The organism is Streptomyces megasporus, from assembly GCF_000718985.1.
Lineage (GTDB): Bacteria > Actinomycetota > Actinomycetes > Streptomycetales > Streptomycetaceae > Streptomyces > Streptomyces megasporus.
This window is the reverse complement of record NZ_JODL01000037.1, coordinates 24,363-36,144: the sequence shown is the minus strand read 5'-3', so window position 1 is coordinate 36,144 and position 11,782 is coordinate 24,363. Positions and strand designations below refer to the sequence as shown.

Genomic DNA, 11,782 nt, shown 5'->3' with positions numbered 1-11,782 from the left:
AGACCAGCGGCTTCAGCGAGGCGCGGGCGGTGTAGAGCGCTGCGGTGTAGCCGGCCGGCCCGGAGCCGATGATGATCACGTTGCGGACGTCGCTCACGGGAGTCTTCCTTGTCTGCCGATGGATCTGCCGTTGATATGAGACAGAGCCTCGGGTGGAGGCTCATCTCACTCAACGAATCCTAGGAGGAAGGCATTCCCGACCGCGGTAACGCGCACGGACGGGGTCAACGCGTATAGGTACGAGTGGTGAGCACCGTGCCCGGGCCGGAGGATGTCTTCCCGGCGCAGTCGGCCTCAACCACATAGGCGTCCACCCGGGTGCTGTCCGACCCGTTGGGCAGGACCACGATGTACGCCTGCCGGCCCTGGTAGACGTCCATGCCGACGGCCAGCGGCGCCTCGTTCCGGTCGATGCCTTCCCGGATACAGGAGGGCACCGCGGGAACGCTGGTGCTCAGCGGTGCGTTGGGGCTCGCCTTGGTGGTGAAGTCGGGAGCCTCGTCCGGCCCGGTCTTCTCCGGCTTCTGTTCCCGTTCGGGTTCGCCGGTGGTCCTGCTGTCGGCGAGGAGGGACCGCACCCGTGCCTCCAGGGCCACGTCGGCCGTGCCGCTCTCGGAGCGGTCCGCGCTGTCCACGGCGACTCCCCGGTCGGCTCCCGAGTCGGCGGAGCCGGTGATCAGTCCGGGTACGAGCAGTGCACCCAGGGCGATGAGGGCCGCGGCGGCCGAGGTCCCGAGCAGGGTGGTGCGCCAACGCCTTGGGCGGCGTGCCGAGCGTCCCGGGCCGGTCGCTCCTCGACCATGGCCCGAAGGGCGAGTGACCGGCCTGGCCGCGCTGCGCGTTTCACGTGAAACAACATTCGAGTCCGGTGTTTCACGTGAAACACCGGACTGTTCCTCACCTCCGGGCCCGTCGCTCGAGGGACGCTCCCCTGTGGCGGCTCGGCCGGTTTCGGGCTCCGTCCCGGAAGCGGAGGCGGTGGCATCGAGCAAGGCTTCCGCGGCCAGGGCGGCGTCGATGCGACCCGCGATGTCGGACGGCATCGCGACCGGCCCGGGAAGAGCGCCCAGGGCGCCTCGGATCTCCTCCAGGGAGAGCCGTACGTCCGCGCACAGGTCACAGTCGGACAGGTGGGCACGGACATGGGCCGAGCGGTCGAGAGGGAGAATCCCCTCGGTGAGAGCGGAGATCTCGGCGACCTCGGGGTGCTCGTCCGTACCGAACGACGCGGAAGACGCGGATGTCATGCGTGTTCACCTCCGCCCTTCACGGCCCGGGTGCCTGGTTTTCCTCTCGCCGGTGGGACGGACGTCCCCCGCGTCCGGTTCCTTCCCCCCGCGTCCGGTGGGGTATCCCCTCTCAGGCCGCCGGACCGCAGATGGGTCACCAAAGGCAGCAGACGCGCTCGACCACGGGCGCAGCGGCTCTTGATGGTACCCACGGCGACGCCGAGAATCCGGGCGGCCTCGGCGACCGGATAGCCCTGCATGTCGACGAGCACGAGAGCCGCGCGTTGCTCGGGAGGCAGCGTGGAGAGCGCGGCGACGAGCTGGCGGTGGAGGTCCCGACGCTCGGCGGGCACGGCTGCCGACTCGTGCGGTTCCAGGAGCTGCTCCAGGCGTTCGGGCTCGGCCACGGGCGAGGTGCGGCGGGTGGCTGCCTTGCGGGCACGGTCCAGGCAGGCGTTGACGGTGATGCGGTGCAGCCAGGTGGTGACGGCGGACTGCCCCCGGAAGGTGTGGGCGGCCCGGTAGGCGGAGACGAAGGCGTCCTGCACGGCGTCGGCGGCCTCCTCGCGGTCTCCCAGGACACGCAGGGCGACCGCCCACAGCCGGTCACGGTGCCGTCGCACTATCTCGCCGAAGGCGTGGGGATCGCCGGCGACATGGCGGGCGAGGAGCTCCCGGTCGTCGATCCGGTGGACACCGTCTGTGTCCTTCGTGCCGTCGATGTCACCGACAGCGTCGTCCATCACCTCGTCGCCCACCCGCCGAACCCCTCCTCCAACCGGTCTCCGTCCATGGGCGGCCGGTCAGCTACGGACCTTGACCTCCGTGACGCGGCCACGGTAGTTGCCTCCCTCTGCCATGGGGAGCTCGGTGAGCCACACCAGGACGTACCGCGTCGTGATGGGTCGCTTGGCCGTCAACTCGACCTCGGTGCCGGAGCCGCCACTGACCTTGCTGAACTCGCCCAGGGAGGTCGGCATCTCGGTGGTGTCCTCGGCGGTGGCCAGGAACTCGACGGAGGTGCTGCCCTTGAAACCGACCGTGACGCTGCTGACCTGTTGGGGTTTTCCGAGGTCGAGGATCAGGCCGACCCCGTCCTTGAGATTGCCGAACCTTCCGTTCCTGTAGTAGGCCGAGGTCTGCCAGTGGGTGCTCGCGTCGCCGTCGATGACGGCGCCGACGTCCTTGCTGTTCTCCGTGCCGTCGCCGAGCGGGTCGAAGTCCTTGACGAGGGAGACCTCGACGGGTTTGCCCGTGGGGGCGGCTTCCGGCTGCTTCTGCTGCTCGATCCGGCCCTCCTCCTCGGAGGCCGGTGTCGAGTTCTCCCCCTTTATCAGAGTGTCGGCCAGTTGCCAGCTACCCAGGCCCAGGGCGGCGATGAGCAGCGCGGAGACGCTCCACTTGAGGAACCTGCCGGTGCGGCCGGGGAGCGTGGGAGGCGCGGGCGGCGCGGCCGGTGCGGGGCCCGTGGGGAGATGGGCGGCGGGGGCACCGTGTCGGGGGGAACGCTGGTAGGGCGGTGGCGCGGTGAACTCGGGCTCCGGGGGACGGATGCGCGGCAGCGCGGCGACGGCCTTGGTCAGCTCCTCCGGGGTGGTGCAGGGCTGCTCCTGGCGGGAGGCGGTGGCGCCCTTGTTGACGAGAGCGCGCATGGCCAGCTCGGAGAGACCTCGGTGCACTCCGGCCCGCACCTGGTCCGGCGGGACGAGGGAGTCCCCGGTCAGCTCGGCCATGCCGCTGAGCCCGTGGGCGTCCTCGCGGTAGGGCCAGCGCTGGGTGAGGGCGGCGTAGAGCAGAGCGCCGATCGCCTCGGTGTCGGTGCGCTGGGGATGGTCGGAGGTGATGCCGCGCAGGGCGGCGTTCACGGCGAGGCCGCGGATGCGGTACTGGCCGGCGGCGGTGCGCAGGACACAGCCGGGGGTCAGCCGCAGGTGGGACAGCCCCTCGCGGTGGGCGGCGGCCATCGCCTGGGCGACCTGGGAGACGAGCTGGTACGCCTCGTGAGTCTGCAGGGGACCGGAGGCGAGCAGGGTGGTCAGGGAGGTGGCGTCCGGGAGCCACTCGTGGACGACGTAGACGAGGTCGTTCTCCTCCACGGCGTCCAACACCTGGACGAACCGGGGATCGCCGAGGAGGGCCGCGGAGCGGGCCGCGGCGAGGACGGAGCGGGCGCGAGGGTGGTCGGCGGCCAGCAGATGGACGCCGACGGCGCGGCGCAGTTTCTCGTCGACGGCGCGCCAGCTACTGAAACCGTCCAGGCGCGTTACGCACTCCTCCAAGCGGTAGCGCCGGGCGAGCTTGTGTCCGCTGTGCAACTCGGGAGGCTGAGGGGGCTGGACCGGGGATGTCGAGGATGCCGAGTCGGTGGAGCGTGTCTCGGGATCCTTGGTGTCCGTGGTGGTCGTGTCCGTGGTGGGAGAGGTGTCCTCCGCGGCGTCGTTGTCATCGCTGTCGTGGGCCTTCGCACCGTCGGCCGTGGCCTGCTCTGCCTCGGCGGTCGGCGGCTTGTTCCTGCCACCCGCCCCACCGCTCTTGTCGGCCACGTCGACGGCAGCCGTGCTCCGTTCCGCCACCGTCGGTCCTGCCTCCCCAATCGTTGCAGCCTGTTCGTCAACACAGCCAGAGACAATTGTGCCCACAGTCCGTCGGTATGCACGACACACGGGTGGAGCCGATGGTTGTGCGACGGACGTCGGGCGGTCCCGTCAGCGACCGAGCTTGGCGCGGACCATACCCACCATGGCCGTCAGCTCCTCGATCCGCATGCGCTTGGCGGCCAGTACGAAGACCACGCCCAGGACCAGCCCCCCCGCGGCCAGGGCCACGGCACCACCGACGAACCCGGAGCCGAGCGCCTGGAGCACCGCGTAGGCGACTCCCCCGCCGATGAGGGCGGCCGGAAGGCCGGCACCGCAGAGCCTGGCGTAGGTGCGGACCACGCGAGCGCGGTCGAGATCCCCGCCGAGCAGTCGGCTCAGACGCTTCCAGGCGACGCCCACGCCGACGGCGTAGGCGATGCCGTAGGAGGCGGCCATGCCGACGACCGCCCAGCGAGCGGGCAGCAGCAGGAAGCAGAGGGCGGAGCCGGCGGCGTTGCAGGCGGCGACGATGACCGTGTTGTAGAAGGGGGTGCGGGTGTCCTCGTAGGCGTAGAAGGCCCTGAGCACGACGTACTGCACGGAGTAGGGGATCAGCCCCAGGCCGAAGGCCATCAGGATGTAACCCATCGACGTGGCCGCGTCCGCGGTCGCGGAGGAGTACATCAGCAGGCACATCGGCACGCCGAGGGCAACGAAGGCGAAGGAGACGGGCACGATGGCGACGGCCGAGGTGCGCAGCCCGTGCGAGATGTCGTCGCGGACGGCGCCGGGGTCGTCGTCGTGGGCGGCACGGGAGAGCCTCGGCAGCAGGGCGGCCATCACCGAGACGGTGATGATGGCCTGCGGCATCTGCCAGATCAACTGGGCGTTGCTGTAGCCGAGGAAGCCGGTGCCGTCGTAACCCTGGCCCGCGGCCTCCTTGCCCGCCCAAGTGGCGAGCTGGGTGACGACCAGCAGACCCGCCTGGTTGGCCAGCACGAACAGGACGGTCCACTTGGCGAGGCGGGCGGCCTTGCCCAGGCCGTGGCCACGCCAGTCGAAGCGCGGGCGGAGGCGGAACCCGGCGGCGCGCAGGTACGGGATCATCGCCAGGGCCTGGACGACCAGGCCCAGCAGGGTGCCGACGCCCAGCAGCCGGACGCCCTCCGGCGGGATCGTCTCGACGGTCATCCCGGAGGTGCGGGCCGTGCCGTACACCCAGATGAACAGGCCGAAGGTGAAGATGATGACGACGTTGTTCAGGACCGGGGTCCACATCATGGCGCCGAAGCGGCCACGGGCGTTGAGGATCTGGCCCATGACGACGTGGACGCCCATGAAGAAGATGGTGGGCAGGCAGTAGCGGGCGAAGGTGACCGCGACGTTGTTGGCCTGCGGGTCCTCGGCGATCGGCACCGAGATCATCCGGACCAGCAGCGGCGTGACCAGCACGGTGAGCGCCACCAGGGCGCCCAGGATCACCGTGACCAGGGTGAGCAGACGGTTGGCGTACGCCTCGCCGCCGTCGGCGTCGTCCTTCATGGCGCGGACGAGCTGAGGGACGAAGACGGAGTTCAGGCCGCCGCCGATGGAGAGGATGTAGATCATCGTCGGCAGCGTGTAGGCCACGGTGTAGGCGTCGCCGAGCACCGCCGCGCCGAGCGCCGCGGTGATCACCAGGGTGCGGACGAAGCCCGTGAGCCGGGAGACCATGGTGCCCGCGGCCATGATGGCGCTGGACTTCAGTATGCCGCCGCCGCGGCGTGCGGGCTTGGCGGCGGACTCCGAGGGCGGAGCCGCGCCGAGGGCCTCCTCCACCACGGCCTCGTCCGTCACGGTCTGCTGGGCGGACGGCTGGGGAGGGGGGACGGAGGACGGCTGTTCGGCCCCGTAAGGGGGCGAGGGACGCTCGGACGGCTCGTGCGGGCCGCCCCGCCACTCGTGGGCCTCCCGGCTCTCGGGGTGACCCTGGGGAGTGTGCCCGTGCGGCTGGTGGAGGCCCGCCGGACCCGGCTCCTGCCGAGACGACGGGTACTGCTGGTGCGGCCGGGGCGGGGGAGTCTGCTGCTGGTCCTGGTAGAGGTGGGCGAAGGCGTCGTCGCGCCTCCGTTCCCCGTCCTCGTCCGGTGCTCTGCCGATCAGGTCGTCCACGCCCGTGAAGCGCACGGTCGCCGGGTCGTCGCCGTACGGCAGCCGCCGTGAGGGGCCCTCCGGCTCGGGAGGCGGGGTCGGCGCCCAGCGTCGAGGGTCGGGGGCGTGGTGGGGTGGCGGGGGCTGCCGGTAGAGGTCGTGGGGACCGCCGGGGCGAGGGGCGTTCCGGTCGTACGGCTCCGGGCCGCCCGAAGCGGCCGGGTCCCCGCCCGGCGTGTCGCCGCGGTCACGGTCGTACGGCGCGTTCATCGCTGCAACCCCACCTCATTGTCCGCGGCCGCTCTCTCCGGCCCCGACAGCTCGCTCAACGGTCCACCTTCTCACCCACGCCGGAGGGGCCGGAACGTTTGGACCCGGTGTCCTCGCCCCGGTCACCCGCCTGCTCGTTCCCGGCATCTTTCCGTGTGCCGTCCGCGGGGGCGTTCCCGGCCCCCTCTTCGGCCCTCTCCTCGGACTCTTCGGCCCTCTCCTCGGTTTCCTCGGCCGACGCCTCCGCGCGCTCCTCCACGGCCTCGGGCTCGGAGGGCTTGGGCGCCAGGGGGGCGTCCGGGTCGGGCCGGGCGCCGGCGCGCTTGCGCTGGGTGTACATCCGCACCCCGGCCAGGACCACCAGCAGGACGCCGCCGGAGATCACCAGCATCACCGCGGAGGTGATCTCGGTGACCTCCACGTGGAAGGTCATGGGCTCGCCCCAGGGCTCGCCGTCCTCGGTGTAGAGCCGGGCCTCGACCCGGGTGCGGCCGTTGGCCTTGGCGGTGGTGGGCACCTTCACGGACTGGCTGTGACCGCCCTTCACCGTCACCGGCTGTGGCCCGCCGACGTCCAGGCCGAGCCGGCGTCCGGAGGTGAGCCGCAGTTCCAGTCCCTTCACGCCTTGGAAGAGGTTGTTCTGCACGGTCACGGGGATGGTGGCGCTGCGGCCGGACAGCTTCATGTCCGACTTCTCGACCAGCCGGACCCCTCCCGTCAGCTCCTCCAGGTACTCGTGTGTCGACGCCCGGTACTCCGCCGCGGCCTCGTGGTCGCCGCGCCAGGAGGTGGAGAGCGAACGGCGGATGGCGTTGCTGAAGGGCGTCCTCACCCGGTCGGGCTGGGACAGGATCTTCTGGAAGCCCTCCAGGGTGTTCCGGGTGGCGCGGATCTCCTCGAAGGCCTCGGTGCTCAGTTCCCGCTTGCGCAGCGAGGACGGGTAGGAGCCCTGGCCCGGTACCTTGCGGTTGGCCCGTGGGTCCGGCTTGGCCTCCGCGGCCTCCGACAGGGACACGAACTCCGCCCATCGGCCGTCGAGCTCCAGCGACCGGAGCGCGGCGGCCATCGTCTGGGCCTGACCGGTGGTGGGCATCCGCTGCGGCGCCACCACGATGCTGCGGCGGGTGTCCGGCCGCTGCGCGGTGATCAGTTGGGTGTGCGCCAGGAACCGCTGCACGGACCGCGTCGAGTTCCGCGCCCGCGCCATGTCGCCCTGGAACATCTTGGACAGCCGTGCGTCGGCCACGATGGCGGTGGTGCCGCCGCCGATCGGTCGGGCGGCGGTGGGGGTGTGGCTCAACCCGCCGGTCTCGCGCAGGCTGTCGCTGCGGGTGATGACGTTCTGGGCGCCCGCCGAGGTCGCCACGGAGACGATCGAGGGGTCGATGGCGCCTTCCACCGGCCAGGCGAAGTCGGTGCTGGGTTCGACCGACAGCTCGGTCTCCACCGTCCTCCTGCCCAGATCGGTGGCCGGGCCCAGGTGGCCGAGCGCGCCGGGGACGTTCTTGCCGCGATGGGCGAGGGAGGCCAGGTCGGGGTCGCCGAAGGGAAGGGCGACGACCTCCTCGTCCTCCACCGCCTGCTGGAGCTCGAACAGCCACTGTCGAGCGTGGTTCTGCCCGCGGCCCGGAACGGTGGTGCCGTCCTCGGTCCGCACCTCGTACCGTTCGGTCATCGCCGAGACGGAGGCCAGCAGGTCCGGATCGATCACCCAGGTGACCGGCAGGTCCTTGCCGAGGGCGACCAACTGCTGGAGCCGCCCGCCGGGAGCGATCTCCCGGACGAGGTCGTCGCTCTCCAGGACCGGTGTCTGGTCCTCGTCGTCGGCCTCGGTGTGGGCGCCGAGGTGCGTGGTGGAGATCAGCGGCCACAGGAAGGTGACCTGCGTCGGGGTGTCGGGCGAGGACGGCTGCCAGGGCAGGAAGGTCCGGTCGATGCCCAGCACGTTCTCGTAGGGCTTGTCGCGCGTCTGTCCCGACAGCGACACTCCGACCGGGTACACCCCGTCCTCGTCCAGCGGCAGCTCGTCGACGGGCACCTCCAGGGTGAAGGAGCGAACGGCGCCCGCCGGTACGTCACCGAGCTTCACGGTGCCCTTGCCGTCGATCGGCGCCCCGTCCACTCCGGGGACGAACCCCTTCCGGGAGGAGATCTCCTCGACCGAGCTGCGCGCGGTCAGCCGGGAGCCGACGCGCAGCGTCACCCGGGCGTCGGTGAGGGCGGAGCCGGCCGTGTTGGCGATGCGCCCGGAGACGGTGAGCGTGTCCCCCTTCGCGGGCGCCGAGGGCGTCAGCCGGTTGATGGAGACCGTGGACGCGCGCGAGTCGTCGGCCGAGGTGGCCGAGACGGTCGAGGCGGCCGAGGCGGCCGAGGGCTTCGCCGGGGAGGCGGCGGAGCCGGTGCCCGCGTGGGAGGCGGCATGGGAGGGCGCCCCGGGAAGTGCCGGGAAGGCTCCGGACAACAACGGCAGGGCGGCCAGGACGGCCGCACAGCGCCTCAGCCGGCGACGCCGGGCAGGAGCGGTGGGGGTCACTGGGGTCTGTGCCGCCTCGGCCACGTGCTCGTCCATCCTGTCCGCCGGTCGCCCGGTACCGCTTTTCCGCTGGTCTGACGCACCCAGATGTTGCACCCAGATGCTAACGATCCCCGACGGCCGTGAGTGCCTGGGAGCCGTCCGTGAGTCGAGGACGGTCCGCGAGCCGACCGGTGATCGGGGAAGACCGGGAGGAGAGGGCAACGTACCCTGTTCTGCTGTGCCGAACGCCAACACTGACAGCCATCCCCAGCAGCCGGTTCACGGTCCGGCCCGAGAGGCCTCTCCAGCGGAGCCGGGGGAGGCGCAGCGCAGAGCCGTGAGTGAACTGCTGCGGGTGTCCCCCGTCGCCGACGATCTCGCCCGCCGTTTCAAGGATGCCGGATTCGAACTGGCCCTGGTCGGCGGTTCCGTACGCGACGCGCTGCTGGGCAGGCTCGGCAACGACCTGGACTTCACCACGGACGCCCGTCCACAGGACATCCTGGCCCTGGTGCGGCCGTGGGCGGACGCGGTGTGGGAGGTGGGTATCGCCTTCGGCACGGTGGGATGCCGTAAGGAGAACTACCAGATCGAGGTGACGACATACCGGTCGGAGTCCTACGACCGCACGTCGCGCAAGCCCGAGGTCTCCTACGGCGACTCCATCGAGGAGGACCTCGTACGCCGTGACTTCACCGTCAACGCCATGGCGGTCGCGCTGCCGGAGAAGACCTTCGTCGACCCGCACGACGGTCTGGAGGACTTGGCGCGCCGTGTGCTGCGCACGCCCGGCGCTCCCGAGGACTCCTTCTCGGACGACCCGCTGCGGATGATGCGCGCCGCCCGGTTCGCCTCCCAGCTCGGCTTCGACCTCGCGGACGACGTGATCGCCGCGATGCGGGAGATGGCCGACCGAATCGAGATCGTCTCGGCGGAGCGGGTGCGGGACGAGCTGAACAAGCTGATCCTCGGCGCCCATCCCCGCAAGGGGCTGGAACTGCTGGTGGACACCGGTCTGGCCGAGCGGGTGCTGCCCGAACTGCCCGCGCTGCGGTTGGAGCGTGACGAGCACCACCGGCACAAGGACGTCTACGAGCACACTCTGACCGTGCTGGAGCAGGCCATCGACCTGGAGGACGACGGCCCGGACCTCACCCTGCGGCTGGCCGCCCTGCTCCACGACATCGGCAAGCCCAGGACCCGCAGGTTCGAGAAGGACGGACGGGTCTCCTTCCACCACCACGAGGTGGTGGGGGCGAAGATGACCAGGTCCCGGATGACCAAGCTCAAGTACCCGGGCGAGATGATCAAGGACGTCTCCCGCCTGGTCGAACTGCACCTGCGCTTCCACGGCTATGGCACCGGGGAGTGGACCGACTCGGCGGTACGGCGCTACGTCCGCGACGCGGGGCCTCTGCTGGAGCGGTTGCACAAGCTGACGCGTTCGGACTGCACCACGCGCAACAAGCGCAAGGCCAACGCCCTGGCACGCGCGTACGACAGCCTGGAACGGCGCATCGAGCGTCTGAGGGAACAGGAGGAGCTGGACGCCATCCGTCCGGACCTCAACGGAAACGAGATCATGGAGATCCTGGGGCTGCGGCCGGGCCCCGAGGTGGGCGAGGCGTACCGGTACCTGTTGGAGCTGCGGCTGGAGCACGGCCCGATGGGGCACGACGCGGCGGCCGACGCCCTCAGGAAGTGGTGGGCCGAGCGGACGTGACCGCGTCCCCTCGTCCGCCGGGGTGGCCGTCGCCGCGTTTCACGTGAAACATGGCGGCGGCCACCGCCGCGTACAGGGCCGTCACCGTCATCACCAGGGCCGCGGAGCGGCCGTCGGGGGGAAGCATCAGGGAGGCCACACCGGCGGCGCCGACGAAGGCGACGTTGAAGAGCATGTCGTAGAGGGAGAAGACCCGTCCCCGGTAGTCGTCGTCCACCGACGACTGCACGATCGTGTCCGTGGCGATCTTGGACCCTTGGGTGGCCAGGCCCACGACGAAGGCGGCGCAGAGAATCGGCAGCGGGGCGAAGGACAGGCTCAGCACGGGCACCAGCACGGCCGAACCGGCGGCGCACACCGTGATCCAGCCGAACCGCCCGGCCCGTCGCACGGCCCAGGGGGTGAGGACCGCGGCCGTGAAGAAACCCAGTCCCGAGACGGCCACGGCCAGGCCGAGCAGCGCCATGCCGCCGACCGTGTCGTCGCTCCAGGCGTACCGGCACAGCATCAGCACCATCACCGTCAGCGCGCCGTAACAGAAGCGCAGCAGTGCCATCGAGGCGAGCGCCTGCGCCGCCCTGCGCCGCCGGGCCAGATGCCGCAGCCCCGCGACCAGTCCGCGGGCGGTGTCGGCGACGGCCGTGGCGAGGTGGGGTCGAGGCACGGAAGGATCGGGGCCGAGCAGTTCCCGGTCCATCCGGAGCGAGGCGAGCGCGCCCAGCAGGTAGAGCACGGCGCCGACGACCACCACCGTCGCGTCCGAGCCGGCGCCTTCCGGTGCGGGAATCCGGACGAGGAAGGCGAGCCCGCCCCCCGCGGTGGCGGCCAGGGTGCCCGCGGTGGGGGAGAGGGAGTTCGCCATCACCAGGCGCTCGCCGTCCACCACACGTGGCAGAGCGGCGGACAGTCCGGCGAGGACGAAGCGGTTGACGGCGGTGACCGACAGCGCGGCGAGGTAGAACAGCCACAGCGGCACCGAGGCCAGGACCAGTACCGCCGTTCCCAGGGCGAGCACGACACGCAGCAGGTTTCCGTACAGCAGCACCTGGCGTCGCCGCCAGCGGTCGAGGAGAACGCCGGCGAAGGGGCCGAGCAGTGAGTAGGGCAACAGCAGAACGGCCATCGCGGAGGCGATGGCGGCGGGAGAGGTCTCCTGCTCGGGGGAGAAGACCACATAGGCGGCGAGCGCGACCTGGAAGACGCCGTCCGCCGACTGGGAGAGCAGCCGCACGGTCAACAGCCGCCGGAAGCCGGGGAAGCGCAGGAGCACGCGCAGGTCACGCACAACAGCCATGCGCTCAGCCTCACACACTCTCGGTCTCGGTCTCACACCCCT

Annotated in this window: 8 protein-coding genes; 1 reads left to right on the top strand and 7 read right to left on the bottom strand. The window is 71.2% G+C overall.

What is annotated here, in order from left to right:
• The 6 genes from IF47_RS30370 to IF47_RS0124135 form a co-directional block, all read right to left on the bottom strand.
• Nucleotides 1–97 (bottom strand): FAD-binding protein (locus IF47_RS30370; RefSeq protein WP_342667289.1); only part of this gene is annotated, 97 nt, incomplete at its 3' end.
• A gap of 127 nt (nucleotides 98–224) precedes the next feature.
• A complete protein-coding gene (locus IF47_RS31720; RefSeq protein WP_245641220.1) occupies nucleotides 225–635 on the bottom strand; it encodes a hypothetical protein in 411 nt (136 codons plus the stop codon).
• Nucleotides 636–1,243: 608 nt separating this feature from the next.
• Complete coding sequence (sigM, locus tag IF47_RS0124150; RefSeq protein WP_078592079.1) at nucleotides 1,244–1,972, bottom strand: RNA polymerase sigma factor SigM; 729 nt, start codon at nucleotides 1,970–1,972, stop codon at nucleotides 1,244–1,246.
• A gap of 60 nt (nucleotides 1,973–2,032) precedes the next feature.
• Nucleotides 2,033–3,802 carry a protein kinase family protein gene (locus IF47_RS0124145; RefSeq protein WP_031511097.1) on the bottom strand — a complete coding sequence of 590 codons (1,770 nt, stop codon included), beginning with the start codon at nucleotides 3,800–3,802 and terminating at the stop codon, nucleotides 2,033–2,035.
• A 132-nt stretch (nucleotides 3,803–3,934) separates the two neighbouring features.
• On the bottom strand, nucleotides 3,935–6,208 hold the full coding sequence (murJ, locus tag IF47_RS0124140; protein ID WP_051718179.1) for a murein biosynthesis integral membrane protein MurJ: 2,274 nt from the start codon (nucleotides 6,206–6,208) through the stop codon (nucleotides 3,935–3,937).
• Nucleotides 6,209–6,263: 55 nt separating this feature from the next.
• A complete protein-coding gene (locus IF47_RS0124135) occupies nucleotides 6,264–8,777 on the bottom strand; it encodes a DUF6049 family protein (RefSeq protein WP_031511095.1) in 2,514 nt (837 codons plus the stop codon).
• A gap of 184 nt (nucleotides 8,778–8,961) precedes the next feature.
• Here IF47_RS0124135 and IF47_RS0124130 point away from each other — a divergent pair, with 184 nt between their 5' ends.
• Nucleotides 8,962–10,446: a CCA tRNA nucleotidyltransferase gene (locus tag IF47_RS0124130; protein ID WP_078592074.1), complete on the top strand. Its 1,485-nt coding sequence runs from the start codon at nucleotides 8,962–8,964 to the stop codon at nucleotides 10,444–10,446.
• Here the strand turns inward: IF47_RS0124130 and IF47_RS0124125 are convergent.
• Nucleotides 10,418–11,740: an MFS transporter gene (locus tag IF47_RS0124125; protein WP_051718177.1), complete on the bottom strand. Its 1,323-nt coding sequence runs from the start codon at nucleotides 11,738–11,740 to the stop codon at nucleotides 10,418–10,420. The two genes, IF47_RS0124130 and IF47_RS0124125, sit on opposite strands and share 29 nt — an antisense overlap.
• Between the last annotated feature and the right edge of the window lie 42 nt (nucleotides 11,741–11,782).

What these genes read in the sequence shown, in the direction of transcription:
- sigM (WP_078592079.1), bottom strand. Translation starts at nt 1,972, where the DNA reads ATGGACGACGCTGTCGGTGACATCGACGGCACGAAGGACACAGACGGT.
- IF47_RS0124125 (WP_051718177.1), bottom strand. Translation starts at nt 11,740, where the DNA reads ATGGCTGTTGTGCGTGACCTGCGCGTGCTCCTGCGCTTCCCCGGCTTC.
- murJ (WP_051718179.1), bottom strand. Translation starts at nt 6,208, where the DNA reads ATGAACGCGCCGTACGACCGTGACCGCGGCGACACGCCGGGCGGGGAC.
- IF47_RS0124135 (WP_031511095.1), bottom strand. Translation starts at nt 8,777, where the DNA reads ATGGACGAGCACGTGGCCGAGGCGGCACAGACCCCAGTGACCCCCACC.